The 26,308-nt window shown below is 70.1% G+C and carries 25 protein-coding genes; 17 read left to right on the top strand and 8 right to left on the bottom strand.

What is annotated here, in order from left to right:
* The first annotated feature begins 137 nt into the window (after positions 1 to 137).
* From AC07FT_RS20150 to AC07FT_RS20135, 4 genes are all read left to right on the top strand, one after another.
* The gene (locus tag AC07FT_RS20150) at positions 138 to 755 is read left to right on the top strand and encodes a hypothetical protein (protein WP_479177419.1); all 618 of its coding nucleotides are present in this window, start codon (positions 138 to 140) and stop codon (positions 753 to 755) included.
* 360 nt (positions 756 to 1,115) lie between these two features.
* Positions 1,116 to 1,373, top strand: a complete 258-nt coding sequence (locus tag AC07FT_RS20145) for a hypothetical protein (RefSeq protein ID WP_471197147.1) — start codon at positions 1,116 to 1,118, stop codon at positions 1,371 to 1,373.
* Between the two features lie 154 nt (positions 1,374 to 1,527).
* On the top strand, positions 1,528 to 3,393 hold the full coding sequence (locus tag AC07FT_RS20140) for an alpha/beta fold hydrolase (protein WP_479177417.1): 1,866 nt from the start codon (positions 1,528 to 1,530) through the stop codon (positions 3,391 to 3,393).
* A gap of 53 nt (positions 3,394 to 3,446) precedes the next feature.
* On the top strand, positions 3,447 to 3,980 hold the full coding sequence (locus tag AC07FT_RS20135; protein WP_479177416.1) for a hypothetical protein: 534 nt from the start codon (positions 3,447 to 3,449) through the stop codon (positions 3,978 to 3,980).
* A 377-nt stretch (positions 3,981 to 4,357) separates the two neighbouring features.
* Here the strand turns inward: AC07FT_RS20135 and AC07FT_RS20130 are convergent, their stop codons facing one another.
* Entirely contained in the window at positions 4,358 to 4,780 is a 423-nt protein-coding gene (locus AC07FT_RS20130) for a MarR family winged helix-turn-helix transcriptional regulator (protein WP_479177415.1), read from the bottom strand.
* A 129-nt stretch (positions 4,781 to 4,909) separates the two neighbouring features.
* On the opposite strand from AC07FT_RS20130, the gene AC07FT_RS20125 reads away from it, so the two are divergent.
* Positions 4,910 to 5,893: an aldo/keto reductase gene (locus AC07FT_RS20125; protein ID WP_479177414.1), complete on the top strand. Its 984-nt coding sequence runs from the start codon at positions 4,910 to 4,912 to the stop codon at positions 5,891 to 5,893.
* Positions 5,894 to 5,945: 52 nt separating this feature from the next.
* On the opposite strand, the gene AC07FT_RS20120 is transcribed toward AC07FT_RS20125, so the two are convergent.
* The 5 genes from AC07FT_RS20120 to AC07FT_RS20100 all read right to left on the bottom strand — a co-directional run bounded on the left by AC07FT_RS20120 (position 5,946) and on the right by AC07FT_RS20100 (position 11,695).
* Positions 5,946 to 7,469 (bottom strand): ricin-type beta-trefoil lectin domain protein, encoded by a 1,524-nt coding sequence (locus AC07FT_RS20120; protein ID WP_479177413.1) that lies wholly within the window; start codon positions 7,467 to 7,469, stop codon positions 5,946 to 5,948.
* 272 nt (positions 7,470 to 7,741) lie between these two features.
* Positions 7,742 to 8,227: an ATP-binding protein gene (locus AC07FT_RS20115; RefSeq protein ID WP_479177412.1), complete on the bottom strand. Its 486-nt coding sequence runs from the start codon at positions 8,225 to 8,227 to the stop codon at positions 7,742 to 7,744.
* A gap of 353 nt (positions 8,228 to 8,580) precedes the next feature.
* On the bottom strand, positions 8,581 to 9,036 hold the full coding sequence (locus tag AC07FT_RS20110; RefSeq protein WP_479177411.1) for a RidA family protein: 456 nt from the start codon (positions 9,034 to 9,036) through the stop codon (positions 8,581 to 8,583).
* On the bottom strand, positions 9,033 to 10,367 hold the full coding sequence (locus tag AC07FT_RS20105; protein ID WP_479177410.1) for an amidase: 1,335 nt from the start codon (positions 10,365 to 10,367) through the stop codon (positions 9,033 to 9,035). The genes AC07FT_RS20110 and AC07FT_RS20105 overlap by 4 nt, the downstream gene beginning before the upstream one ends.
* A complete protein-coding gene (locus tag AC07FT_RS20100; protein ID WP_479177408.1) occupies positions 10,367 to 11,695 on the bottom strand; it encodes an MFS transporter in 1,329 nt (442 codons plus the stop codon). Before AC07FT_RS20100 ends, AC07FT_RS20105 begins: the two co-directional genes overlap by 1 nt.
* Positions 11,696 to 11,847: 152 nt before the next feature.
* Between AC07FT_RS20100 and AC07FT_RS20095 the strand changes: the two genes are divergently transcribed.
* The 4 genes from AC07FT_RS20095 to AC07FT_RS20080 all read left to right on the top strand — a co-directional run bounded on the left by AC07FT_RS20095 (position 11,848) and on the right by AC07FT_RS20080 (position 16,266).
* The gene (locus AC07FT_RS20095; RefSeq protein ID WP_479177407.1) at positions 11,848 to 12,897 is read left to right on the top strand and encodes a LacI family DNA-binding transcriptional regulator; all 1,050 of its coding nucleotides are present in this window, start codon (positions 11,848 to 11,850) and stop codon (positions 12,895 to 12,897) included.
* A gap of 118 nt (positions 12,898 to 13,015) precedes the next feature.
* Positions 13,016 to 13,744 carry a hypothetical protein gene (locus AC07FT_RS20090; protein ID WP_479177406.1) on the top strand — a complete coding sequence of 243 codons (729 nt, stop codon included), beginning with the start codon at positions 13,016 to 13,018 and terminating at the stop codon, positions 13,742 to 13,744.
* A gap of 177 nt (positions 13,745 to 13,921) precedes the next feature.
* Positions 13,922 to 14,668, top strand: a complete 747-nt coding sequence (locus AC07FT_RS20085; RefSeq protein ID WP_479177405.1) for a DUF998 domain-containing protein — start codon at positions 13,922 to 13,924, stop codon at positions 14,666 to 14,668.
* Positions 14,669 to 14,763: 95 nt separating this feature from the next.
* Complete coding sequence (locus tag AC07FT_RS20080) at positions 14,764 to 16,266, top strand: FAD-binding oxidoreductase (RefSeq protein WP_479177404.1); 1,503 nt, start codon at positions 14,764 to 14,766, stop codon at positions 16,264 to 16,266.
* Positions 16,267 to 16,368: 102 nt separating this feature from the next.
* On the opposite strand, the gene AC07FT_RS20075 is transcribed toward AC07FT_RS20080, so the two are convergent.
* Complete coding sequence (locus tag AC07FT_RS20075; RefSeq protein ID WP_479177403.1) at positions 16,369 to 16,962, bottom strand: DinB family protein; 594 nt, start codon at positions 16,960 to 16,962, stop codon at positions 16,369 to 16,371.
* 69 nt (positions 16,963 to 17,031) lie between these two features.
* Between AC07FT_RS20075 and AC07FT_RS20070 the strand changes: the two genes are divergently transcribed.
* A complete protein-coding gene (locus AC07FT_RS20070; protein ID WP_479177402.1) occupies positions 17,032 to 17,391 on the top strand; it encodes a DUF6204 family protein in 360 nt (119 codons plus the stop codon).
* 143 nt (positions 17,392 to 17,534) lie between these two features.
* Positions 17,535 to 17,993, top strand: coding sequence for a MarR family winged helix-turn-helix transcriptional regulator (locus AC07FT_RS20065; protein WP_479177401.1), 459 nt, complete (start codon positions 17,535 to 17,537; stop codon positions 17,991 to 17,993).
* A gap of 116 nt (positions 17,994 to 18,109) precedes the next feature.
* Here AC07FT_RS20065 and AC07FT_RS20060 read toward each other — a convergent pair whose 3' ends face one another.
* Complete coding sequence (locus tag AC07FT_RS20060; protein WP_479177400.1) at positions 18,110 to 18,583, bottom strand: ArsI/CadI family heavy metal resistance metalloenzyme; 474 nt, start codon at positions 18,581 to 18,583, stop codon at positions 18,110 to 18,112.
* Between the two features lie 78 nt (positions 18,584 to 18,661).
* On the opposite strand from AC07FT_RS20060, the gene AC07FT_RS20055 reads away from it, so the two are divergent.
* From AC07FT_RS20055 to AC07FT_RS20030, 6 genes are all read left to right on the top strand, one after another.
* Positions 18,662 to 19,066, top strand: coding sequence for an ArsR/SmtB family transcription factor (locus tag AC07FT_RS20055; RefSeq protein ID WP_479177398.1), 405 nt, complete (start codon positions 18,662 to 18,664; stop codon positions 19,064 to 19,066).
* Positions 19,063 to 20,175 carry an ACR3 family arsenite efflux transporter gene (gene arsB, locus AC07FT_RS20050; RefSeq protein ID WP_479177397.1) on the top strand — a complete coding sequence of 371 codons (1,113 nt, stop codon included), beginning with the start codon at positions 19,063 to 19,065 and terminating at the stop codon, positions 20,173 to 20,175. Before AC07FT_RS20055 ends, arsB begins: the two co-directional genes overlap by 4 nt.
* The gene (locus AC07FT_RS20045; RefSeq protein ID WP_479177396.1) at positions 20,168 to 20,587 is read left to right on the top strand and encodes an arsenate reductase ArsC; all 420 of its coding nucleotides are present in this window, start codon (positions 20,168 to 20,170) and stop codon (positions 20,585 to 20,587) included. The genes arsB and AC07FT_RS20045 overlap by 8 nt, the downstream gene beginning before the upstream one ends.
* 83 nt (positions 20,588 to 20,670) lie before the next feature.
* Positions 20,671 to 21,006, top strand: coding sequence for an ArsR/SmtB family transcription factor (locus AC07FT_RS20040; protein WP_479177394.1), 336 nt, complete (start codon positions 20,671 to 20,673; stop codon positions 21,004 to 21,006).
* Positions 21,007 to 21,708 (top strand): cation efflux transmembrane domain-containing protein, encoded by a 702-nt coding sequence (locus tag AC07FT_RS20035; RefSeq protein ID WP_479177393.1) that lies wholly within the window; start codon positions 21,007 to 21,009, stop codon positions 21,706 to 21,708.
* A 216-nt stretch (positions 21,709 to 21,924) separates the two neighbouring features.
* Positions 21,925 to 26,280 carry a hypothetical protein gene (locus AC07FT_RS20030; protein ID WP_479177392.1) on the top strand — a complete coding sequence of 1,452 codons (4,356 nt, stop codon included), beginning with the start codon at positions 21,925 to 21,927 and terminating at the stop codon, positions 26,278 to 26,280.
* The last annotated feature ends 28 nt before the right edge of the window (positions 26,281 to 26,308 follow it).

Here is a 26,308-nt window from a genome sequence, read left to right as displayed (position 1 = left end):
CCAATGCGTAAGTGTGCGTCCACGAGGTGGGCCGTGGCCCGGTCAGCATGCAGGCGGAACTTCTGTGTTCCCTCTGAGGGGAAGCTGTGAGGAGTGCCCGACGGCGGGGCAAGGCGGCTGATCAGTACCCTCACCCCATGGGGCTGGACATCACGGTGATGATCGTCGACTGGTCATGGCTGGGTGAGGCGGAGGAGCGGCGGCGGCTCTCGCGGTTGAGGGACAGCTGGTACGCCGACGATACGGGGCTGTGGGACTACGACACCCCGGTGGTCGAGGGTGACTGGGAATGGCCCCGAGGGCCCGACGGCGCCTTCTTCGGCGTCTATGAGTTCCGCCGTACCTGTGGCTCGTTCAAAGCCCACTTCTGGGCCGGAGAGCGCTGGGAGTCCCTGCGTGACCACGCCGATCCGGTGGTGCGGGCGGGAGGGGACGCATTCCTGGGTGGACTGGTCTGGGATGGAGTGGACGGTGAATCGCCCCATATCGACCCGGGATTCTTCTGCGCCGATCCGGAAGTCTCCTACGGATTGCTCCTCGCGCGGTCGCCGGACAGCGTCCGGGAACTCGCTTCGGCATGGGAGGGGGTACGACCCCGCCTGGACGGGCTGCGAGAAGTCTTTGCCGACCACGCCGCAGTACCCGGTGGCCGGGTCGGTGACTTCGACGCGTTCACCGACCTGCTCGACGACTGGGGTCGTGTCCTCACCGAAGCGTCCCGCCGGGGCTGGGGTGTCGTGGGGCTGAGCGAATAGCACGGGTCCGGGCACCGGCCGTGAACCCCGCTGACCCCGATTCTATCGAAATCCCTAGTCCCGGGCCCCGGAACGAGCCTGATCAGGCATTGCTGGCGTAGGAATGTGCCTGTTCCCCGAAAGCCCCGAGGGTCCGGCTGACAAATCGTCACTCCATGTCAGGAAAGACTGCTTCGGGGGCCGTACGCGGGGCGGCAAGCCCGAAGCAAGGAGAATGCAAGCTCACGCCAAGGACATTACCCGCCCGGCACCTGGACGTACGGTCCACAGAGGGAACGTGGGAAATCCCACGGTCATCGAGCATACGGTGACACCGAATTCCTTGAATTCGGAGCAAGAACGACCAGAGAGGTGTACCTGATGTCCGCAACCCACGAATCCCGCATTGCCGGCTGGGCCCAGAGCAATGCCGCGGAGCACACGGACTACCACGTGCCCCACGCCCCGGAGACCGTCCCGGCTCTGGGCGCCACCGATGTGGCCGCCGCCGCGCCGCCGGAGATCCCCACCGCCTACTGGACCGGCTACCAGGCGGGCGACAAGACCCTTCCGCGCACCGGCCTGGAGTCCGGCGGATCCGTTCAGGACCTGCTGCGCGGCCACCCCGGGTGGATCTGACCGGCGCGCTCGGGCGGATCTGACCGGTAGTCCGCCCCTCTGACCGCTCGGCGTCCCCGACGGACCACCGATCCGCCGGGGGCGCCGAGCTCTCATTCGTCCGGCACACCGGTGCCGCACCTCTCCACGCCGCCCCATCTGCTCCGGAGCGCATATGCATGACGAAGAGCGCGATGCCGTTGACGCCGTCTTCCGCAAGGTCGAGCTCATCACCTCGATAGGCCAGGTCATCGGCAGTCTGGAACAGCTGGCCACTTCCGCCCAGTTCGCCGGCAGCGGCCTCTTCAGCTGGCGCATCGGCAAGCTCCGCATGTCCCAGGCGTGGCCCGGCGTGGGAGACCGTCTGGACAACGTCTTCGGCTATCCGAACGTCATGGCGCTGGTGCACACCCGCGGCGTCGCCGGTCTCGGACTGCTGCTGCCCGACGCGAGCCGTGCCCGGCGCGGTGTCCTCGCCGCCACGATGTGCGCGACGGCCTACGGGTTGCAGACCCGTACGCGGTACGGGTTCGACGGCTCCGACCACTTCGCCTTCGTGAACTACGCCTGCGCGGCCCTGGAGAAGGCGTTCCCGCACGACGAACGCGCCCGGGAGGCCGTCGTGGCCTTCCTCGCCGCGCAGGCGTGCCTCTCCTACGCCACGTCCGGGGCGGCCAAACTCATCTCACCGGTGTGGCGCGACGGAAGCGCCATCCCCCGCATCTTCCGCACCACCACCTACGGCGACAGCTCGTTCTACCGGATGGTCCACGACCGCCCGTGGCTGGCCAAGGCGGTGGCCTGGTCCACGATCGCGGGCGAGTTGGCCTTCCCGCTGACGCTGGTGGCCCCGAAGCCCGTCGCCCGGGGGATCCTGGCCGCCGGAGCCGCCTTCCACCTCGGCAACGCCCGCTTCATGGGGCTCAACCGGTTCGTGTGGTCGTTCGGCGCGACCTATCCGGCGGTCGCCCATGTGTCGCGCGCGCTGGGACCGGGCCCCGGGGCGGCGTCGCGGTCCCCGCGCCGTCCTGCCCCGCCGAAGTCCCCGCCGGCAGCGCCGACCCGACCAGGTGTGGTGCGCAACGCGGTACTCGCGGGCGCGGGGGCCGCTGTGCTCGCGGGCGCGGCGGTCCACCGCGCCGCCGGGCGCCGCCGAGCGCGGCTGAGGACATCGGCACCCGGTGAACTGGTCCGTGTGTACGGGCACGAGGTGCACGCACTGGCGAACACCGGCGGCGCCGGGCCGACGGTCGTCTTCGAGAACGGCATGGCCTGTCCGGCCACCGAGTGGGGCTGGGTGCTGGGCAAACTCGGCCCCGGCACGAGCTACGTGGCGTACGACCGTCCCGGTATCGGCTGGAGCGCCGCGGCGCCGGTTCCGCGGGACGCGGACTGGAGCAGCGCGAGACTGGGCGCCCTGCTCTCCGCGCTCGGTGCGCGGCCGCCGTTCCTGCTCGTCGGCCATTCGGTCGGCGGGGTGCTGATCCGGTGCTTCGCGCGCCGCCATCCCGAACTCGTCGCGGGGCTCGTGTTCGTGGACTCCTCCCATCCGGATCAGCTGAGGCGGTCGACGGGTCAGCGGAAGACCTTGCCGTGGGTCCGGCAGCAGGTGACCACATCGTGGCTCCGGGCCGTGGCCGGCGTGCCGCGCCGGTCGCCGGAGTACCGGCCGTTCGGCTCCCTGCCCGGCGACATGGCCGAGGCGACCGAGAGGTGCGTGGAGGCGCCGGGCACCTGGTGGGCGACCCGTCAGGAGATGCACCACTGGCAGCACTCGTGGTCACCCGACGCGGCGCGGCTGTCGGCGGTCTCCCGGCCCGTGGCGGTGCTCACCGCGGAGGAGACCGTGCGGGCGGACCCGGCACACGAGGGCCTCCAGCGCGAGCTGGCGGGGCTGTCCACGGTTTCGCGGCATGACGTCGTGGCGGACGCGGGCCACAACGCCCTGGTGATGGCGCCGGAGCACGCACCGGCGGTGGTCGAGAGCATCGAGTGGGTCCGCACTCACGCGACCGGACTCGCCAACAACCGCCCCGGCTGAAAACACATCACGGTCCCCGATACGCCCACCGACTCCGAATGAGGAGAACCACCGTGGCCCTCCGTACACCGCTCCCCCGGTACGGCCTGTACGGGGTGCTGCTCTCGTGGTTCGGGCTCACCGTCGCCCAGCAGTTCAAGAAGCGGCCACGCTTCCTCGAGGCGGTCGACCCCGCCAACGTGACCCTGCCGATCTCGACGTTCTTCGCGCCGAACCCCGGCAGCAACGACACCCACCTGCTGATCCGGAACCGGCTCGCCGACGGCGGGGTGAGCGTATGGATGGAGCACGCGATGACACAGGCCAGGTCGGTGCGGCAGATGGTCTGGCACCCAGGGCGGCGGGGCGAGAAGGCCCTGCTCGACATCGTCACCGACCTCACGGCGGTGCTGCGTGTGGAACGGCGGGTGGAGCACGTCCAGATGACCGTCCCGTACCTCAGCCTCCTGAACTTCGTCACGCACCACGGCGAGCACGTGCCGAACGCCGTGCAGGTGCAGTTCCTGCTGGTGTCCTCGGCGGGGTGCGATCAGGACGAGGAGCCCACGACCCTCCTGGCCTCCGCGTTCCACGACATCGGGACCTAGTGCCCCATCAAGCCAAGGTTTGCCCCGCTCGCCGCCCTGGCACGGCCATCTGCGGGCGACGAGGCCGATCCGGCGCCTCGCAGCCGACCGCACCAAGACGCCTCGCTACCGGGCAAACCCTGGCTGACGCGGCACGAGGTGTACTGACCTGGAGCGTTGTTCACGCGGGTGATCGGTGGTTGTCCACGGTCGGCCAGGACCGCGTCGCCCTTCGCCCGAACGGTCAACCGGGCATGACGGTGGGACATGAAGACCTCCGGTGCGGTGGAGACCCGACGTCTCCACCGCACCGGAGGTCTTTGCCATGATCAAGACACCTCCAGGGCTTCCACGCAGCACACACGGCGACTGTCAGACGACCCCGGACCTCAGAAGCCTCAGGAATCAGCCATCAACTGGAGAAGGTCGCGCAGGTCGCGCCGCTGGTTCTGGCCGAGGGCTGCCAGCGGGTCGCTCGCGAACCGCAGCCGCTTCTGCAAGTCCCGGACCACCGCCTTCCCCGCATCGGTCGTGGCCAGAAGCTTTACCCGCCGGTCGTTCGGGTCGGGGCGGCGCTCCACGAGGCCGCGGGCCTGAAGCCGGTCGATGACACCCGTCAGATTGGACGGCTCGGCTCCCACACGCTCGGCGATCCGCCGCATCGGCAGCGATGTCTCATCCAGGGCGAGAAGCACTTTGACCTGTTGCGGCGTGATGCGGTGTTCGGCGGCCGCCGCTTCGTACTCCTGGGTGTAGCGGGTCGTGATCTTCCCGAAGAGGGCGATCACCTCGGAGGACAGCGGGTCATGCGCGGAAACCATGGCCCTCAGCCTAGAGGAACTGGTACAGGACTACCAGTGTTGACAATAATGGTTATGCATCATAACTTCATGTCCATGAGAGCGCCGCCAGACGCGCACCTCCACACTTCACGCAGAAGGAGCCGCACCATGAAACTGCGCACCCTCGGTACCGACGGGCCTACGGTCCACCCCCTCGGACTCGGCCTCATGGGCATGTCGGAGTTCTACGGAGCCGTCGACGACACCCAGTCGATCGCCACCATCCACCGCGCCCTCGACCTCGGCGTGAACCTGCTCGACACCGCCGACGTCTACGGTTCCGGCCACAATGAGGAACTGCTCGGCCGCGCCCTGGCCGGCCGCCGTCGCGAGAAGGCCGTCGTGGCCACCAAATTCGGCGCCCGCCGGCACGGGAACAGCGTCACCGTCGACTCGACCCCCGAGTATGCAAAGCAGGCGGTCGATGCCTCACTCGCCCGCCTCGGACTGGACCACATCGACCTGTACTACCTGCACCGACGCGACCCGCAGGTCCCGATCGAAGACACCGTCGGCGCCCTGGCCGAACTCGTCGCCGCGGGAAAGATCCGCCATATCGGGCTGTCCGAGGTCAGCGCAGCGACCTTGCGCCGTGCCCACTCGGTCCACCCGGTGGCCGCCCTGCAGACCGAGTACTCACTGTGGGAGCGCTCGGTGGAGGAGGACATCCTGCCCACAGCGCGCGACCTGGGCATCGCCCTCGTCCCGTACTCCCCCGTGGGCCGCGGTTTCCTCTCCGGCGCCGTGACCGACCTCGCCTCGCTCGCCCAAGACGACTACCGCCGGGTCGACCCGCGCTTCCAGGGGGAAAACCTCCGTCACAATCTGCGCCTGGCCGAACAGGTCCGCGCCCTCGCCACCGACATCGGAACGTCGCCGACGCAGCTCGCCCTCGCCTGGCTGTTGCACCAGGGCGAGAACATCGTGCCCATCCCGGGCACCAAGCGCATCGCGTACCTCGAGGAGAACGCGGCGGCAGCAGATGTCCGCCTGGACCAAGCGCACCTCGCGGCGCTCGATCAAGCCCTGCCGCCCGGCGCGGCCGCGGGACTGCGCTACCCGGAGCAGCTCATGGACCGTATCAACAACTGAACCACGCCCCGCCACCACCTCGGCTGCCGGAGAGGGACAGATCCGGTGTTCCTCATGACGCCGGGCCCTGCCCGGCCGTCCAGCGATGGCCGTCTTCGTCCGCGGCCGGACGGAGCCCGACCCTGCTGCCGGACGTCGCATTCTGCGGGGTGAGTTCGAACCCCGGAGCGATCAGCGGCCGTATGCTTCCCGACGGATCGGCCCTGAAGACCAGGTTCTGCGGTTGACTTCCCTCGATGGGATTGCAGGGCCAGACGCCCACGTTCCCCTCCGTGCTGCCCCGGGTGTCGAGGCAGAAGTCGGGGTTCTCCCCCAGGTGCACCAGCCCACGCTCGTCCAGCCCCCATTGCTGCGAGCGGGAGCCGCCGCAGGGGGCGGTCATCACGTCCGGACGCTGTGCGAGCTCGGGGGACGCCACGTCCAGGCAGAGCCCGGAACCGGCGTTCACCAGCGGGGAGAACCTTCCGCCGAGGACGGGGGGCACCGTCGCCGAAGGCGAGGTGGAAGCTGTGGGCGCCGGAGTGGGCGTCCTGGTCGCCCTGGTGGGTCGCGGCGTCGAAGGGCCCGGGTCCGGCGGGCCCTCGGTGGTGAACGTAGCGGCAGGAGTGGACGGCGCGGGCGGAAGAGGCACGGGCGGCAGGTCGCCGCCGACAGCTGCCTCCGGTGCCCGGTTCCCCGTGTCGGACAGGTGAAATGCGACCGTGACACCCCCCACCACGGCCAGGGAGAGGAGGAGGAACGGCAGGACCCACGACACGTCCCGGTCCGCCCGCCCGTCAGAGCGGGCGGAAGCTGTGTCGGCCCGGAGGAGAGCGGACACGGCGGGCTGGAGATCCGCCGTGACGATCGAGGCGGTGAGGTCCCGGGATGGACAGTCAGTGACGTACTCCGCCGCGCCCCACCCGAGCAGGCGCTCGGCAAGGGTGTTCCCTGGATCCCGCCGGAGCGCGTGGAGCTCGTCCATCGCCTGCCGGCAGCACGGACATCGGGAGAGGTGCTCATCGAGGTCCTCTTCCCGCTGCCCGGCGGCCGCCTCCGTCGCGGCCTCCATCAGACGGTGGAAGGCCCGGCAGGTGGCGTTGTCGGTGTCCTGTGAATAACGGTGCAGGTAGGCCTGGCGTACGGCCTTCAACGCCTGGGATGTCAGCAGTGGTACGGACGTCGGGGCAACGCCCAGGAACAGGGCCACATGGGATGCCGGTTCCTTCTCCACGACTCCGTACCAAAGGACGCCGCGGGTGCGGGGAGGAAGGCAGCGGAATGCAGCGCGCAGGACGGATGAGGTGCCGGGCGGCAGCTCGTCGCACGGCGGCTGTCGCCCCTTCTCGATCCAGTCGGTCAGATGGGGAGCCAGCCGCGCTTCCTGCCCGTTCGCAATCCGATCGTCGGCCACGCGCTGGACCAGCAGCAGCAGGTGGTATCCCCAGGGCCCCGGGGGGTCGATGCCCCGGCACGCCTCCACCGCCGCCTCCGAGAAGGTCTGGGCGGCGAGCTGCCTGGCGGTCTCCTCGTTCCGGGCGGCGAGACGCGCGTAGGCAAGGACCGCGGACCTATGACGCCGACGGAGCTCCTCCATGGCCGGGCCGGCCTCGGGGGCACCCGCCTGGACGCACCGGCTGAGTTCCTCGTCCGGCAGGCCGGCCGGATCATTTGTGCCTGGCGCGGTGTCCTCAACGGCTGGTTGAGCCCCACGCACATGCTTCTTCCGCACCTCATCCACTCCTCGTACGCGTTCACGGGTGCGTGCGAGCGAGACAACTCGCTTCGTACAGCGGGCAACGGGGTCCCGTTCGTGTTCCCGGTTGCCCGCCCTCCGGCCGGGCCGGCTCGTACGGGGGCGCGCATCGCTCAGTCACGGGTACCGGCAGGCGGCAGCGGCAGCGCGATCCACGCCACCTTGGCACCGTCGCCGAGCTTCCGTATGCCCCATCGCCCGCTGGTGAGGCTGTGCACGATGTGCAGTCCCCGTCCTTGCTCGGGCAGCGCGGCGCAGGAGGCGTACGAACTCCCTCCGCCGTCCTCGGGTTCCGGCTCGAGAACAGAGGCGGAGGGGTGGCCGCGGGCTTCCGGGAGTCGGGGATCGTGGTCCAGGACTTCACAGATGACCTCCCCGCCCGTACGGCGCAGACGCAGCTCGTACGGACCCACGGCGTGCTCGTCCGCGTTCGCAATGAGTTCCGACGCCGCCAGAACGCTGTCGCCGATGAGCTCCGCCGGCAAGCCGGTCCGGTCCAGGGCCCGGCGCAAGGCGGAGCGCGCTTCGGCAGTCGGGTTCGCGGTACTGCTGGTCCAGCGGTAGAGGTTCACCACATGGCCGCTCGAGATGGTGGTCATCGCTCTGTGTCACCCCGGGCGGAGTGGTGCTCCCGGAGGGCACGGCGGAGCAGCATCGAGCCGGTGAGCGTCGCACCCTCGCGGGAGGTGTGGAACAGGGTGGTAGGCAACATGAACGCCTCCGTGGGCAATCCGGTGGGGGCAACCACGACGCTGTGGTGCTGCGGCAGGAGCGGCACTTCCCCCGGCGTGCACTCCGAGTCCTCGAGCCCACGACCTCGCGGGCTGAACGACCTCGCGGGGCCGGGGCACCGCGGAGGACGCGCCGGGTCGGGTAGGGGGCCGGGCGGCGCGCATGCCTCTGCCATCGGCTGGCGCGCTGTGCACCGCCCGGCCCTCGAAGTCCCGGGCGCTTACGCGAACGTGACGATCACCTCCAGTTCGACCGGCGCCCCCATGGGCAGCTCCGCCATGCCGATGGCTGAGCGGGCGTGCTTGCCCGCGTCCCCGAATACCTTCTCCAGCAGGGCCGATGCCCCGTTGATCACAGCCGGCTGGTCGGTGAACCCCTCGGCCGAGGCGACAAATCCGGTCACCTTCACCACGTCCACCACTGCGTCGATGCCGATCTCCTTGTCGATCACGGCAAGGGCGTTGAGTGCGCATGCCCGGGCCAACTCCTGCCCGCGCAGGGGGTCCACCTCGGCCCCGACCTTTCCTACGGTCCGGAGCCTGCCGTCCTCGTAGGGCATCTGTCCTGAGGTGAAGAGCAGGTTTCCCGCCCTCTTGGCCGGTACGTAGACTGCCGTGGGAGGCACCACCATCGGCAGTACGAGCCCGAGGTCGATCAGGCGCTGACTCGCGGTCATGAAGACATCTCCTTGTCGTTGATCACTTGCTCGACCCATTCCGCGACCGCCAGGACGCGTGGGTCACCGGCTCCGACGAGTTGCAGCCCTATCGGGAGTCCGGAAGTCGGCAGGGGCAGGCTCAGGGCCGGATGCCCGGTGAGGTTCATAGGACGTGTGTTGCGGAGCAACAGCTCCCTGACCGGCCGTGGTTTCCCGGTGTGCCCCACCTGACGCGCGTCAAGGGCAGGGGCGGTGATGGGCACGGTCGGCAGGACGACGGCGTCGACGGTGTGCAACAGCTCGTCCACCGCGGCACCGATCATCGAGGCGTGTGCGCGTGCCCTCGCGTGCCGCCAGGGCGGAACCCGGGACCCGGCGAGCAGTCGCTCACGAACGTCAGGCTGGTAGTCCCCGGGCTGACGGGCCAGGATCTCCGCATGGACGACATGTGCCTCAGGCCCCTGAAGGTCGAGGGCCGTTTCGTTCATCTCCGGCCAGTCGGGCAGGGCGATATCCACGAATGAGGCTCCGGCAGCGGCCAGTCGGTGGAGGGCGGCGCGGTAGGCATCGCCGACCGTCGGGGCACACTCCCCGGGTTCCGGATTCGCGAGCCGGCCCAGCGTCGGCGGCCCGGACAGCGACCACCCGGACAGATCGGCCGCGCCCAGAACCTCGACGGCGAGCCTGGCATCGGCCACGGACCCGGTGAGCACACCGGCATGGTCCAGACTGGGCGACAAGGGGAAGACGCCGTCCAACGGCAGTGTTCCGCGGGCCGGCTTCACTCCGACGACGCCACAGAGCGCGGCGGGGACGCGGACCGAACCCGCGGTATCGGAGCCGAGAGCCAGCGGGACCACGCCCGCTGAGACCGCGGCCGCCGAGCCGCTGCTGGAGCCGCCGGTCATACGGGCTGAGTCGGCCGGATGCCGGCAGGGCCCCAGCCGGTTGGAGGTTCCGGTGCATCCGTAGGCGAACTCGTGGCTGTGGCTGAGTCCGATGATCACCGCGCCCGCTTCCCTGGCGCGCCGTACGATCGTGGCGTCGTGGACGCCCATCCTGTTGGCGAAGACCCTCGATCCGCAGCGGTGAGGCATTCCACGCACCTCGATGATCTCCTTCACCAGCACCGGGACACCTGCCAGACGGCCCTGGCGGCTGCTCGCCACGGCCCGGGCAGCACGCCGAGCACCTTCGGCGTCGAGATGAACGACCGCACCGAGGCTGCCCGCCAGCAGCGCGCGCTCGATCGCGCGCTCGGTCAGCTCCACGGGGTCGAGCTCACCTGCTCGCACGCCACGGGCCAGCGACTCCACCGACGCCCAGGCGGCGTCCTCCCGCCCGCCCATCACACCGACACCGCCGGCTTCGTCCGGTGCGATCCGAATGTCACCTTCTGGCGCGGGTCCACGAACACCATGGCCAGCATGCCCAGTACGCAGGCCACCCCTGCCCCGATGAACATGGCGCCGTACCCGTGCTCGGACACGAGGAAACCGGTCAGTGTCGGCGCGAGGATCGTCGCGACATTGGCGAAGAAGTGCATGATGCCGCTGAATGTGCCGGCGCGCGCTGCCGCGATGTCGACGACCACAGCCCAGTAGACGGTGTCGGGAAGGAAATTCAGCGCATTGCCCACAGCCAGGAGCGTCAGCACGGCATACGGGCTGTCGACGAGCGGAATGCAGAGGAAGACGGCACCGGTGAGCGCCAGGCTGACGAACGCGAGCCAGGAACGGGCGATCTTCAGATTGCCGGTCCGGCGGGCCAGCCAGTCGGAGATCCTTCCGCCGAGCAGGATCGTGACGCACGCACCCGTCCAGGGCACCATGCCGAGGTACCACAGTGAGGACAGGCTGAAGCCGAACTCGTCCTCGAGGTACTTCGGAGTCCAGGTCAGCAGCAGGAAGTTGACGTAGAGGAAGGCGAAGAAACCCACGGTGTTGGCCACGAGCGACCGGCTACCGAAGAACGTGCGCCAGGTCTCGGCGCCCAGGCCCTTGCCGGCAGGCCGGGCGGCCACATCATCGGAGCCTGGTTTCAGCAGTTCCCGCTCGGCCGGGCCGACTTTGGGGTGATCGGCGGGACTGTCGGTGAACACCCGTGTCCACAGGGCCACCCACACCAGACCTGCCAGGCCGAGCACGACGAACATCACACGCCAGCTCCCCAGCGCCAGCAGACCGACGGCGATGGGCGCGGTCAGGAGGGCACCCAGCGGTGTGCCGAGAACTCCGAGTCCGATGGCGGTACCGCGTTCGGAGGGTGCGGCCCAGACCGCGAGGGTGCGGTTGATGGTGACGAAGGCGGGCCCTTCGGCAAGTCCGAACAGCACACGGAAGACCGCGAAGCCCACCAGCGCCGATCCACCGAACAGAGCGACGCCGACGTCCCCCGCAAAGATCATGCCGACTTCCAGCACCGACCACGCGGTGCCCGAGAGCATCCACATCCACTTCGGTCCCTTGGTGTCGGCCAGCATGCCGCCCAGCAGGGCGCCCACCATGTAGCCGTAACCGAAGTAGCCCAGGACCGAGCCCCAGGCGGCCTTGTCCAGGCCGAACTCGCTGGTGATCGGGCCGGAGGCATAGGCGATGGCACCCCGGTCCACATAGTTGATGATCACCATCAATGCCATCAGGCTCATCACGACGTAGCGATAGTTACGCATGGCCATCCAGTGCACCTCCCTTGGAAAGTTATGTGCAATCGATTGCATGCAATCGATTGCGGAAACAACCGCCGCCTGCGGGACCCGTGTGCAATCGATTGCATCCAACGTAGGTTCCTCATCCACCTGCGTCAATGGGTCTCCCTTAGAATGCTGGCGTGGACACATGGGGTGTACGGCGCGTGACGCTCAACGACATTGCCAGGGCTGCCGGGGTACACAAATCGACTGTTTCGCGAGCCCTGCGCTCGACCAGCCAGGACGCCCAGGTCCTCCGCATCAGAAAGCTGGCCGAGGAGCTGGGGTGGACCCCCGACCTCATCGCGGCCGGCCTGCGGAACCAGCGGATGCAGACCATCGGGGTCCTCGTCCCCCGCCTCACCGACCAGGTCCTCTCCACGATCTTCGAGGGGATCGACCACACCCTCTCGCAGCAGGGGTGGCAGGCGGTCGTCGCGAGCACCTGGGACGACCCCGAACTCCAGCGCTCGCGGTCCAGGATGCTCCTCAGCCACCGGGTCGGCGGACTGATCATGGCGGACAACCGGGAAGACGATCCGTACGTCACCGAGATCGCCGACCGGGGCGTCCCCATCCTCCTGGTGAACCGCTCCTTCCCCGGCTTCCCTTCGATCACCTGCGACGATGAGCTCGGCGGGCGACTCGCGGCCGAGCACTTGATCGATCTGGGACACCGGCGACTCGGCGTGATCGCGGGCATGGACTACGCGCGTAGCCTGAACAACCGCGTCCGGGGGTTCCGCGATGCGGCCCGCAACCGCGGTGTCGAGGTCACCGACGAACTGGTCATCCACTCCACCATCTACCCGTCCGCGGGACGGGAGGCGGGCACCCGACTGCTCGAACTCCCCGACCCGCCCACCGCGTTCTTCGTCGTCAACGACGCCGCGGCGATCGGGCTCATGGGACTCCTGCGGGAACGCGGTCAGCGGGTCGGCGAGGACATCAGCGTCATCGGATTCAACGACGTACCCGAGGCGTCCGAGTTGCACGTTCCCCTGACGACGGTCCGATCCCCGCTGCGCGAACTCGGCGCGGTGGCGGCGAATGAAGCCCTGCGCATGATCGGTGGCGAGAAGGTGGACAACCAGGTGCTGCGTCCCGAACTGATCGTCCGTTCCAGCACGGGACCCTCGCCCACCCGACGCAACCGCAGTCCCAGCCGGGCTCCCGGCGACCGGACGTGAGAGCTGCCCGCCACAGACGCCCCCGCAGAAGCAGGCACGCTTGCCGGGGCGGCTGACGGTGAACCCTCGCGTCCGCAGGGTATTTCTCCTGTCGGTAGGCATCGGAGCCAGGGGGGCAATGCACGCGAGCGCGGTCAAGAGCCCGGGAAGACGCATCGGTCGTGTGGTGTTCCACCTCGTCATGACGGTGCTGGTGGTCATGCTCGCCCTCCGCACCTATGAGGAGACCGCCATTGCGCACGCCCGGTCGGCCGGGTCCCTGCGGACGGCGTGGGCCACCGTGGTGAAGACGAACTCCCACACGACCTCCGGAGAGACCGGCGGTGGTCAGGACGGCGGAGGGAAGCCGTTCACCTCCAGCTCGTACTCGGTCGAACTACGCGTGGACGGGGAGCGGAGGACCGTCGACGAGATCGGGTCCGACGCCGCGCAGGAACTCAGCAAGGGCCGGACGGTCGAGGTGGGCCTGTGGCACGGGCGGGTCGTGGAGATCGCGGGGCACCCTGTGTGGCCCGGCTGGCATATCACCCCCGTGGACGGCACGCTGTTCGTGCTGTATCCGCCGACCATGGGCTATCTGATCGCCCTGGCCGTGGCCGCGCGCGCGTATCTGGCGCGCCGGACCTCCCGGATCCGGCTGACCCGGGACGACCGGTTCGGAGCGTTGTGGCCCGGCCTCATCGTCGGAACGGCGGCGATATTCGCGCTCCTGATCTGCGGTGCCCTGGGGAAGGCGCCCGTGTACTGGCCCGTCGTCCCCGTCGGCGCCGGGGTGACCGTCGCACTGCTGAGGTCGCAGGGGTTGATCCGGCGGCGCGACCGCCTCTCCTCGGAGGAAGCGGTGTGATCCGCTCGGCGGCCACCGTCGGCCGATCCCCCGGAAGAGCCAGGCGGCATCCCCATCAGGAGGGGGCCGCACTTCACTCCCGGCCGTGATGTGTCGGGCCTCTCCCGCTGCGAACGTGTCTCACGACCGTTCCGCGCTCGGTGAGCGCGGCCGATTCACGTGCACGGAGAGGCAGTTGTGAAGTCGAGGTTCATATCGAGTCCCGGGACCCCCCGGCGGGCGGTGGCCAGGATCGGCGCCGCCGCGTGGGCGCTGAACGCGGCGCAGTTCCTGGTGGTGCAGCTGATCGTGGGGTCCCGGTGGCGGACTCCCTACAGCTGGGGGGAGAACAACATCAGCGATCTGGGCAACGTCCGGTGCCGGATGTGGGACGAGTCCCGTCCACGCTACGTCTGCTCCCCGCTGCACACCGCCATGAACGCGTCCTTCGTCGTCCAGGGTGTTCTCCTGCTGACCGGCATGGTGCTCACCGGATTCGTCTGGGGCCGGGGAGCGATGGCATGGACCGCTCGGACCCTGTTCGCCGTCGGCGCGGCGGGCTGGCTCCTGGTCGGGATGGTCCCGGCAGACGTGAACGAGGATCTGCACGTCATCGGCGCGCTCCTCATCATGGGACTGGGCAACCTCGGGCTGCTGTGCGCCGGATGGGTCCGCAAGGGCTCACCGCTCGGCCGGGCGCGGTTCGTGAGCCTCGGTCTCGCCGCCACCGCGATCCTCGCGACCTGGATGTTCTTCGCGCGCCACGACCCTGGTATCGGCCTCGGCGGTACGGAACGGATCGCCGCCTGTACCTCACAGGTCTGGACACTCGCCGTCGCCCTCGTCGTCTTCCGCGCCACGGGAAGGTCCCCTTCCCGGCAGGGCCGGTCCGATCATCAGCCGGACGTGGCCCCGCTCAGAGGCAGGGCCATCTCCAAGGAGTGACGTGTGTGCGGTTCGACGTGCCTCACCGCGCGTCGGCGCGGGTCAGCCGCGAGACTCACCGCCATGGATCTCTTCATCGGTGAGGTGGGTTCGCCATGACGGCGGTCAGCAGACGGCGGGTACTCCACGGAGGTGCGGCCGTCGGCGCGACAGCCATCGGGTCGGCCTTCACGGGATTCGGCGGGCTCGTCCACGCCGCGCCACGCGGCGCCCTTCCGGACATCGCGTGGGACGAACTCGCGCGCGGCCTGGACGGCACACTGATCCGGCCCGAGGACGACGGCTACGGCGAGTGGGGCCATCCGCAGAACCTCCGGTACGACGCCAGGCGCCCCGCCGGGGTCGTCGTCTGCCACACCGCCCGTGATGTGCGGACCGCGATCCTGTGGGCGCAGCGGACCGGCATCCATCTCGTTGCCCGGTCCGGCGGACACAGCTACGGCGGATACTCCGCCACCAGGGGACTGCTGGTGGACCTGGGGCAGTTGAACGATGTGCGGCCGGACCGCGAGGCGGGCACCGTCACCGTGGGAGCGGGCGCGCGGAACAGCGGCATCTACTCCGCCCTCCAGCCGCACAACCTGGCCATCTCCGCGGGGCGTTGCCCCACGGTCGGCATCAGCGGACTGACTCTGGGCGGCGGTTTCGGCTTCAGCTCACGGCAGCTGGGCCTGACCGCCGACGCCCTGGCGTGCACCAGGGTGGTGACGGCCGCGGGCAACTCCCTGGTGTGCGACGAGACGCGCCACCCGGACCTGTTCTGGGCCTGCCGGGGCGGTGGCGGAGGCAACTTCGGCATCAACACCGAGTTCACCTTCCGCACCACGCCCGTGGACACGGTGGCGGTCTACCAGCTCGACTGGGACTGGCAGGACACACCCGCGGCGTTCGCGGCCGTCCAGGCCCTGGCGGCGGAGGCGCCGAACACGTTCTCCTGCCGCATCGGCGGAGGCAGTGCGGGCCGGACCCGCCCGGAGATCAGAGCCGCGCGGAAGGTGTCGGCCCTCGGACAGTTCTTCGGGAGCGCGGACGATCTGCGGGACCTGCTCACGCCCGTCCTGCGGGCCGCGCGGCCGAAGCGGGTGCTGATCGACAACCGGACGTTCTGGCAGGCCAAGGACTTCTTCTACCACAGTGTCCCGAGCGACCGGTACGCCGTGACCTCCCGCTACCTGGACAGCCCGCTGCCCGAGCGCGGTGTCGAGGTGTTCATGGAAGCCGTTGACGACTGGCCCGGCAGCTCCAACCCCGACGGCGCGGGCGTCGCCGTGTTCGCGTGGGGCGGCGCGATCGGCGACGTCGCGCCCCGGGAGACCGCGTTCATCCACCGCACCGCCGGCTTCCTGCTGGCCTCCGAGACGACCTGGGCCGAACAGGACGACGCCGCGCTCGTCGCGGCGAACCTCCGCTGGCTGCGGGGGCTCAGCCGTGATCTGGACGCCTACGGCAACGGCGAGGCGTACCAGAACTTCATCGACCCTGGCCTGCGTGACTGGCGGCGGGCGTACTACGGCGCCAACTACCCACGGCTCGCGGAGGTGAAGCACCGGTACGACCCGGGAGACTTCTTCCACTTCGCCCAGGGCGTCACCGGCTGAGCGCGGAGCCCGCCAGCGCTGGACCGCCCGCCGTGACACAGACCCGGCGGGCAGGACCACCGACGTCGACGACCGGTGGCCACCGACCACCCGGCCATCCGGTCAGCCGCGGTCGGCGTCCCGGGCCACCTGCTCCAATCGGCTCCGGTGGCGCTCCCACCATGCCCGATCGCCCGGTGGCATACCGTCGTTGTCCTTCCACATCCCGACCGTCCCGTCGATGAGCTCCCGGACGATGTCGGCGTGGCCCGCATGCCGATGGGTGTCGGAGACGACACGGACCAGGATGTGATGCAGGGTCACTTCCCGACGCTCCCGCGGCCACCATGGAACCTGGCCGGTCGCGTTCAGCGCCAAGGACTCGATGGTACGGTTCGCGTGCTCCCACGCCTGGTGGTAGAGACCCACGATCTGCTCACGTGACTCCTCCGCGGTCGCCCACATGTCCGCGTTGGGTTCGGCGTCCTCCGTGTACCACCACGGCGGGGGCTCCTCAGCGAAGTACGGCCGTGCGAAGGTGTCGCCGAAGTAGGCCAGCTCCACCCCGGCCGCGTGTTTGACCAGTCCCAGCAGATTGGTCCCGGTCGGCGTCAGGGGCCGGCGGACGTCGTACTCGGAGAGCCCGTCGAGCTTCCACACCAGCGCTTCACGGGCGGACTGCAGATAGCGGAGGAGCTCCGCCTTGGGATCGCTCATGCTCGCATTCTGCAGTGGAGGACCGACAACGGAGACCGGCCGGTCCCGGCACGCCCGTAGGGTGGAGGGATGAGTACTCGTACTTTCCGTATCACCGTCCGCGGTGTCTTCGACGGACTCAGCACTGATCAACGGGCCGAACTCATGGCCGACGCCGCGGAGCACGACCCCCTTCGCGCGTCCTTCACCCCTGAGGGGCACCTCAGCTACGAGCTGGCCGCGCGTGCCGCCTTCACCTTCCGCTTCCAGGACTCCGGAGAGGAAGAGGAGGACATCCTGGAGGCCACCGAACGCGCCGAGGAGGCGGCGAAGACGTGGCTGACCGAACGTGGCTACGGCTACAAGAACCTCCGGAGCAAGGCCGAGGACCTCTCCCAGGCACCACTGGGCAAGCGGCAGCGACGCGCCGCGGCACAGAAGCACAGCTGATCCCGCGGGCGGCCATCGCCCTGCCCCGTCGGCCATAGCCGACCGCGCCATCCACCTCGGACGGGCGCTCGTCACCGCACCTCGACATACTTCCTTGACTGCTCGAGCTTTCGGCATATGCTTGAGCAGTCAAGGAGGTAGCAATGAATGAGGCACTGGACGTGTCCCTGCGTCTCGTGCGGGCCCAGACGGCCCTCGTGAAGCGGTTCGACTCCGGTCTGTCGGGGCTGCACGGTGTGAGCCTGGCCGATTTCACGATGCTGCTGCGTCTGGCACAGGCACCCGGCGGCCGGATGCGCCGGGTGGACCTGGCCGAGGCACTGGGGCTGACCGCCTCCGGCGTGACCCGGGGGCTGGCGCCGCTGGAACGGATCGGACTGGTCACACGGGAAACGAACGCCCGCGATGCGCGGGTGGCCTACGCGGCACTGACCGACACCGGCCGGGACCGCCTCGCGGACATGCGCACCACGGCCGAACAGATCGCCGCCGAGGTCTTCTCCGCCACCATGTGGAGCAAGGAGGACCTCGGAGGGCTCTCCGTCCTCCTCACCCGCCTCGGTGGAGCCGGACTCCCCGACCACACGTCCCCGGCCACCTGACCTGACATGACCTGACGGACCCCCAGGGTGTCAGTGGGCCGCGAGCGGATCCGGCGCCCCTGACCACCCACTGATGGTTCGTCACGCCCTCTCGACGATCCGTCGTGAGCGGCGAATCAGGCTCCGCAGCCGCAGCCGGAGGCAGCCGCGGGCTCCCCCGGCTCGGGCTGGTTCGCGCAACAGGCGTCGGCGGCGCCGGGCACCGCAGCCTTACCCAGATGGCCCGCGTCGGCCTTCACCACGTAGACCTCCCAGGGCTCCTTGCCGGGGCCGTGAACCCACACCTTGTCCTGGAGGGCATAGCAGCACGAGGTGTCGTTCTCCTCGAAGGTGGCGAGTCCGGCGTCCTTGAGGCGATCGGTGGCGGCGTTGACCTGGTCGGTGGAAGCGACCTCCACGCCGAGGTGATCGAGCCGGGTGTCCTGGCCCGCCTCACCTTCGATCAACACCAGCTTCAGCGGCGGCTCGGTGATCGCGAAGTTGGCGTAGCCGGGGCGGCGCTTGGCGGGCTCGACTCCGAAGAGCTTGGAGTAGAACGCCACCGAGGCATCGAGGTCGGGGACATTCAGAGCAAGCTGTACGCGGGACATGGCGGTCTCCCATCCGGTTGTATCGATGTCCTTCAATGCAAGGTTGCATCTTGGATCGAAGAACGTCAACATAGAAGAATGTCGAAACAAGACCTTGTGGCGTTCGGGCAGGACGGCTCCGAGGGCTGCTGCCCCGGGCTGCTGACCGCTCCTCTGGACGAAGCGCAGTCCGTCGAGCTGGCGCAGGTGTTCAAGGCCCTGGGCGACCCGATCCGGCTCCGGCTGTTGTCGATGATCGCCTCCCGGGCCGGGGGCGAGGTGTGCGTATGCGATCTGACCCCCGCCTTCGACCTCTCACAGCCCACGATCTCCCACCACCTGAAGCTGCTCCGGCAAGCCGGGCTGATCGACTGCGAACGCCGTGGCACGTGGGTCTACTACTGGCTGCTGCCGGAGATGACCGACCGGCTCGCGGGGATCCTCACCCGCCCCGCGGGTGAGCCGCTGCCCGACCGCGCCACGACGGCGGTGGACGTCTCGTGACCGCAGTCCCCTCGCCCCCTCCGGTCGCCGCGCGCCTGTCCTTCGTCGACCGCTTCCTCGCGGTGTGGATCGTGCTGGCCATGGCCGCCGGGCTCGGCCTGGGGCGGCTCGCGCCCGGGCTCGGCGACGCCTTGGCGAAGGTGACGGTCACCGGTGTCTCCCTGCCGATCGCGCTCGGCCTGCTGGTGATGATGTACCCGGTCCTGGCCAAGGTCCGCTACGACCACCTCGGCACGGTCGCCCGGGACCGCCGGCTGCTGGTTCCCTCGCTCCTACTGAACTGGGTCCTCGGCCCGGCGATCATGTTCGCGCTGGCCTGGCTCCTCCTGCCGGACCTTCCCGAGTACCGCACCGGCCTGATCATCGTCGGCCTGGCCCGCTGCATCGCCATGGTCATCATCTGGAACGACCTGGCCTGCGGAGACCGGGAAGCCGCCGCCGTCCTCGTCGCCCTGAACTCCGTCTTCCAGGTGATCGCCTTCGCCGCGCTCGGCTGGTTCTACCTCACCGTGCTGCCCGGCTGGCTCCACCTGGAACAGACCGCTCTCGACGTCAGCATGTGGGAGATCGCCCGCAGCGTGCTCATCTTCCTCGGGATCCCGCTGATGGCCGGGTTCCTCACCCGGCGCCTGGGCGAGAAGGCCAAGGGACGGACCTGGTACGAGACGAAGCTGATCCCGCGGATCGGTCCGTTCGCCCTGTACGGGCTGCTGTTCACCATCGTCGTGCTGTTCGCGCTCCAAGGTGAGGCGATCACCTCCCACCCGATGGACGTGGCTCGGATCGCCGCTCCCCTGCTGGTGTACTTCGCCGTGATGTGGGCCGGGTCCATGGCGCTGGGCAGGGCCGCGGGTCTGGACCATCCGCGCTCGACCACGCTGGCGTTCACGGCGGCGGGCAACAACTTCGAGCTCGCCATCGCCGTCGCCATCGCCACCTTCGGCGCCTCCTCCGGACAGGCCCTGGCCGGGGTCGTCGGCCCGCTCATCGAGGTCCCCGTCCTGATCGGGCTCGTCCACGTGGCGCTCGCGGCCCGCCGCCACTTCCCCCAGCCGTCCCCCGTCATCGCCGAGCGCGCACCCGCCCAGGAAGGATCCGCCCGTGTCTGATCCCACGAGGCCGTCCGTGCTGTTCGTCTGCGTCCACAACGCGGGCCGCTCTCAGATGGCAGCCGCATTCCTCACTCACCTCGCGGGCGACCGCGTGGAGGTCCGCTCAGCGGGTTCGGCACCCGCCGAGCGCATCAACCCCGCCGTCGTGGAAGCGATGGCGGAAGCCGGGATCGACATCGCGGCAGAGACCCCCAAGGTGCTGACAGCCGAAGCCGTGCGCGCCTCGGACGTCGTCATCACCATGGGCTGCGGGGATGCCTGCCCTTATTTCCCCGGCAAGACCTACCTGGACTGGAAACTCGAGGACCCGGCCGGTCAGGGCGTCGGGGCCGTCCGGCCGATCCGCGACGAGATCCGACGCCGTGTCGAGAGCCTGATCAGCGAACTCATCCCGGCAGACCACGGGTGACCGACCCTCACGCGCAGGGGACCCGCCCACCACGCACTGGATTCACGATTCTCTGAATTCAGGATTCGATGTACTGTCGGGGCGTGCTGACTCTCGCTACGGACATCGAGGTGCTGGCGCGCTTCGGCCGCGCGCTGGCCGACCCCATCCGCTGCCGCATCCTGCTCGCCCTGCGCCAGGCTCCGGCCTACCCCGCGGACCTCGCCGACACCCAGCGGATCTCCCGCACCCGCCTGTCGAACCACCTGGCCTGCCTGCGCGACTGCGGTCTGGTCGTCGCCCTCCCCGAAGGACGGCGCACCCGCTACCAACTCGCGGATGAACGCCTGGGCCACGCCCTGGATGACCTGCGGGCAGCCATGGTCGCCGTCGAGGCGGACAAGAGCTGCCCGGACGCCGATCTGAAGGGCTGTTGCTGAATGACCGCGATATCCCTCGGCCCGAGTCCATCGCGCCGGGACACGCTGACCCGGCGCATACGTCTGCTCGTCGCCGCGACGATCACCTACAACATCATCGAGGCGATCGTCGCGATCACCGCCGGTACGCTCGCCTCGTCCACCGCGCTCATCGGCTTCGGCCTCGACTCCGTCATCGAGGTCTCCTCCGCCGCGGCGGTCGCCTGGCAGTTCTCGGCCCGTGACCACAGCACCCGCCAAGCGCGTGAGAGCCGCACTCTGAAGATCATCGCCGTCTCGTTCCTCGCCCTCGCGCTCTACGTCACCATCGACTCCGTGCGCGCGCTGACGGGCACCGGAGAAGCCGATCACTCCGTTCCCGGGATCGCCCTCGCCGCCCTCTCACTGATGGTCATGCCGTTCCTGTCAGCCGCTCAGCGCAAGGCCGGCCGCGAACTGGGATCCGCCTCGGCGGTGGCCGACTCCAAGCAGACCCTTCTCTGCACCTACCTCTCCGCCGTCCTCCTGGCCGGCCTGCTGGCCAACCTGTTGCTCGGCTGGGCCTGGGCCGACCCGATCGCCGCCCTCGCCATCGCGGCCATCGCGGTCAAGGAAGGCCGCAACGCCTGGCAGGGCAAGGGATGTTGCGCTCCGGCCGTCGACCACGGGCCCGTTGACACCCGGCACGAAGAGTGCGGACGCGCCGAGGGCTGCACCTGCTGACGGCTCGCCGTCGGCCCACGCCCGGAGTCCGGGGCACGTCTGGAACGGTCGGGCCGCCTCGCGCCCTTGACGATCTGCGGGGCGGGGGCCGCGCCGCGCACACGGGCACGTAGCCGGCCGGAGCCGGAGAGTGTGACGCGGCGCCTGTGTGATGGGGTGTTCCCCTCGGGACCACCGCGCGAAGACGACAGGCTACGGACGCAAGGGACACCATCGGTGACATCAGGCTCAATGATCCGCTATGACCGGACCGGTGCACAGCTGCTCGCCCTGTTGCTGGCCGGGTCCGCTCCCGGTGACGCCGGGCGCATACGCCGCCGGTTGGACGAGGACACGCCCCGCTACCTCACCTGGGTGCCACTGGCCGCGGAGGCCCGGGCGAAGGCGGCGGCCGACCCCGATGTGCGCGTACGGCGAGCCCTGGTCCGGGCCGAGGGACTGACCGCCGACGACCTGGCCATGCTGCTCGAACGGCCCGACCCCGTCGTCGACCAGGGCGTGTACGAACACGCCGAGGCCCGCCCCTGGATGCGCCGTCTCATCCTCTCCCCCGGGCGGCACCCCGAGCCCACCGCACTCGCCACGTTGCTGGCCCGGATCCGCGCGACCACCCAGGAAGCAACGGCACTCCCCCACTTCGTGGCCGCGGCCGTGGTGAGCGACGTCCCCGAACTGGCCGAGCACGCTCTGGTCACCCGCGGCCGGGCATTGACGAGCGCCGAGCAACTGCGCGCCGTACTCGGGCTGTTGGCGCGCCCCGAGAGACTGCGCGCACTGCTCGACACCCCGTCCGGCCCCGCTCCTCTGCACCCCGCCGTCGCCGACATCGCACGCGGCGCGCTCGACAGCGAGAAGGGCTCCGGCGGTGACGCGTTGCGCGCCGCCGTGGCCGCCGCCGAGAGTCCGGACGGCATGGTGGCCGGGCTCCGCGCGGGCGAAGCCGAACCGGTCTGGCGCCGTACCGTCGACTGGGACGCCATCATGACGGCCCATCGGTCCGCGCCGCTGCCGGAGTCCGCCGTACATGTGCTCGCCGCTCATCCCGGCTGTCCCGAGCGGTTGCTCGCCGACCTGTACCGCAGCCATCCGGCCGTCGTCGCCGAGGTCGCGCCGCCCACTGCGGCGGTGCTGCGCGCCGCCGTGGCCACGTCCGGCCATCCCGAACTCCTCGGGCTCGCCGCGGGCGTGGGCCCGTCGGGTGATCACACGGAGATCAGCGCACTCGTCCTCGAGACCGTCGCCCCCGCGCGCACAGCGGTCGGCGCCCTGCTCGAGCTCGGACCCACCGCACCGCTGCGTGTCCTCCTCCACCAGCGGCTCGGCGGGGATCCCCGGCGCTGGGCCACCCTGCGCACCTCCCTGTCCCGGTACAAGGGCACCCTCGCCGGCCTGTTGGCCGGTATCGCCGACGGTACGGTCCCCGAGCCCGCGCCCTCGGTCACACCACCGGCGCTGACCAAGCCCTACCGGTTCCTGCTGTACGCCGCCGAACCCGACGATCTGCGTGGGCTGCTGCCGCACCTGCCGGACGAGCTGCTGGTCGCCCTGCTCGGCAAGGGCCCGCTCCCGGCGCACGCCCTGGACACCGCGCTCGCCGCGTCCGCGGCCCGCGTACGCGCCGCCGTCGGCAGGAACATCACCCTCGGCGCGAGCGATCTGCGCCGGCTGATCGAGCGCGACGAGCCGACGGTCAACGCCGCCGTGTACCGCAATCAGAGAGCCACCCTGTCCCTGCGGCGTGCGATCGCCTCCGGCGTGCCCCGCACCCCGGGCCGCACCGAGCCCGTCCCCCTCGACCCGGAGTTGCGCGCCGAACTCCTCGCCACCGAGGACCGGTTCCGCGGCAGCCCGCTGATCATGAGCGACGACCCCGAGTTGCTCCTGCATTCCTGGGGCCCCCGGGGCTCGTGGGCGAGCGATGAGGCGCGCCACTTCTCCGTGGTCCGGGTCTGGGAACGCGGCGGCCCGGACGCCGTACGCCGCCTCCTGGAACTGGCCCCCGACAGCCCGCCCCCGGTCCTCGCCGAGGCGGCCGCCGCGCTGGAGCACCCCGACGGCCTGGACAGCTTCCGGGAAGGGCTGGAGCCCTACGACGACCCCGAAGCGCTGCCCCGGGTCTACGCCACCCCGCGCGGACGCAACGCCACCCGCCGGTTGATGCGGGAGATCGTGCACGAACCCTATGCGTACGACTTCCCGCGCCTGATCGCCGCCCACCACGAGCACACCTTCGAGCCCGAGCCCGTCGAGGAGCTCCTCCGCCACGAGGATGTCGACGAGGCCGTCCGCCAGGCGTTCACCACCAGCGCGAGCGCCATCGGCTCCGAGCCGATCGACCATCTGCGCTCCACCGCCTACGGCACCGGCCTGCACCGCTGGTTCGTCGGCGCGGTCGAGCAGGGTCTGCTCGGGCCCGAGCGGCTCGTCGACACCGCCCAGCCGGCCCAGGCAGCCCTCGCGCACCTCCGCCGCGACGAGGCAGTCGTCCGGGCACATCGCCACGCCATCGACCTCGTACACGAACACCTGGCCGGTCACATCGAAGCGTGGGTCATCGCGCTCAACCTGGTCGGTACCTTCGTCGGCTCACTTGCCGAACTGATCACCGCGGCGGCGCAGGTGGCCGGTCCCCGTCCCGACTCCGAAGAGCTCGCTCGCCTCGACGCGGCCGCCCGCGCCGCCGACGCCTCGGAACCGGACGCACCCGCCGCAGCCACCCTCACCTACGCCGAACAGCGGCAGCGGGACTCCATCCTGGACCGGGGCGGGGCCCTCGCCTCCGCACACCTGCTGCGCTCGCTCGTGGCGGGCGCGCCGCTGCCCACCGACCCCGGTGTGCTCGATGTCCTCACCGCCACCACCACGGCGGACGTCCCCGGACTCGTCCCTCCCGACTGGCTCGTGGAAGCGTGCGACCGACACGCCTCGCCCGATACGCGCCGACGCCTCGCCGAGCGGATGACCGACCAGGTCCGGAAGGACGATCTGCTGGCCTGCCGACAGGGGATCCTCGCACCTGGCGAGATGGTCGCCCGGACCCCCGCACGCGAGATGTGCCCATTCCCGAAAACCTGGTACATCCGTGATGTACCGGCCTCCGCCGCCGTGCGCGCCGCGCGCCGGCTGGTCGCCGACCGGCTCGGCGCCGACCCCGAGCGGTGGCTGGGCGCGCTCGGAGCGATGGACGGCGAAGGGGCCGAGCGGCCCTTCGCCGAACTGCTCGAGCACGGCGGCGCGGACACCATCCCCACGGTGCTCACCCCGGCGACCGCCGGGCTCCTCCTCCACGCGGACACGGACGCTCTCGCCGCCGTGCTGCCACGGCTGGACGCGCGGGCCACGACCACCCTCTCCGAACGCGCGTGCAAGGCCCATCACCTGCCCGACGCCCTTCTGGACCATCTCTTCGGCCACGACGACCGCGCCGCACTGCTCGTCCTGGCGCGGAACTCCCGCAGCCGGGAGCTGCATCTGCGACTCCTGGCCGTCGACGACCCCACGATCAACGCGACGCTGTACGGGGCGGCCACCAGCAGCCACTCGACCGTCGAGATCCGCCGGACCATCCTCTCCCGACAGCCTCAGGGCCGCACCGCCGAGGGGCCGGAGGACCTCCTACCGCTCGCCCCCGAGCTCCGCGAACGGCTCGTCGCGAAGCACTACTCCGACAAGCGGCAGGTGAAGTACCACCGCGTTCTGGTCGAAGCGGCCGATCCGGAGATCGTGGAGCACGCGCTCTCTTCCTTCGGCAAGCGCCTTCCGCTCGCGGACCACCTCATGGCGGCGCGCAACACCCTCCGTCACGGTGGCCCCGACCGTCTCCGCTCACTGGTCGACCGGGGGCTGCTCAGCACGGGCGCCGCCAAGGTCGCCACGAAGGCGCTGTCCACGGCCGATCCGGACGCCGTCCTCACCGCCCGCCTCGACAAGGAGCTGAGCACGGACCGCCTCGTCGCCAAGCTCCGCGCCTGCGGGGAGTACGAACACACCGACATCCTGGACCTCCCCTACGCCCGCGACTGGGACGTCCTCATCCAGGCGCACCGACAGGAGCCGTTCCGCCCGGGGGTATGGGGCACGATCGCCCGGCTGCCGGACGCTCCGGACGAGCTCGCGCCCGCGGCGTTCGGGTTCTGGTCCTGCTTCATCGACCGCACCCTGACCGACCGCGGCCCGGCCTGGGCCCGTGCGGCCATCGGGAAGATCCCCAACCTGTCGCTGCAGCGCAAGGAGTGGGCCGCCATGCTCGACGCCCTGCTCGAACAGGGTCTGATATCCGGCAAGGAGCTCGTCCACAGTGGCGCCCTGGCCAACCGTATGCTCCACTACCTCGCCGAAGCCTCCGTCCGCCAGGAACCCCCCACCGCCCTCCGGGCGGCCGTCCGGGACGCCACGGACGAACTGGCCGCCCTGGCCGACAAGCTCCTGGGCACGGACGATGACACATGGCAGCGCCTCTTCGCCGCCCTGACCGGTAAGGACCCCCACTGGCCCATGCCCGACTCCCGGACCACCCCCGCCGCACTCCTCCACCACGTATCGCGCACACCGCTCGTCCAGCCGCGCCCCTGACGTCCGCACCCGCGGAAGAAGCACGGGC

Source organism: Streptomyces sp. NPDC045899 (genome assembly GCF_056431485.1).
Note: the sequence above shows the minus strand (reverse complement) of the source record. Positions and strands in the feature narration are given on the sequence as shown.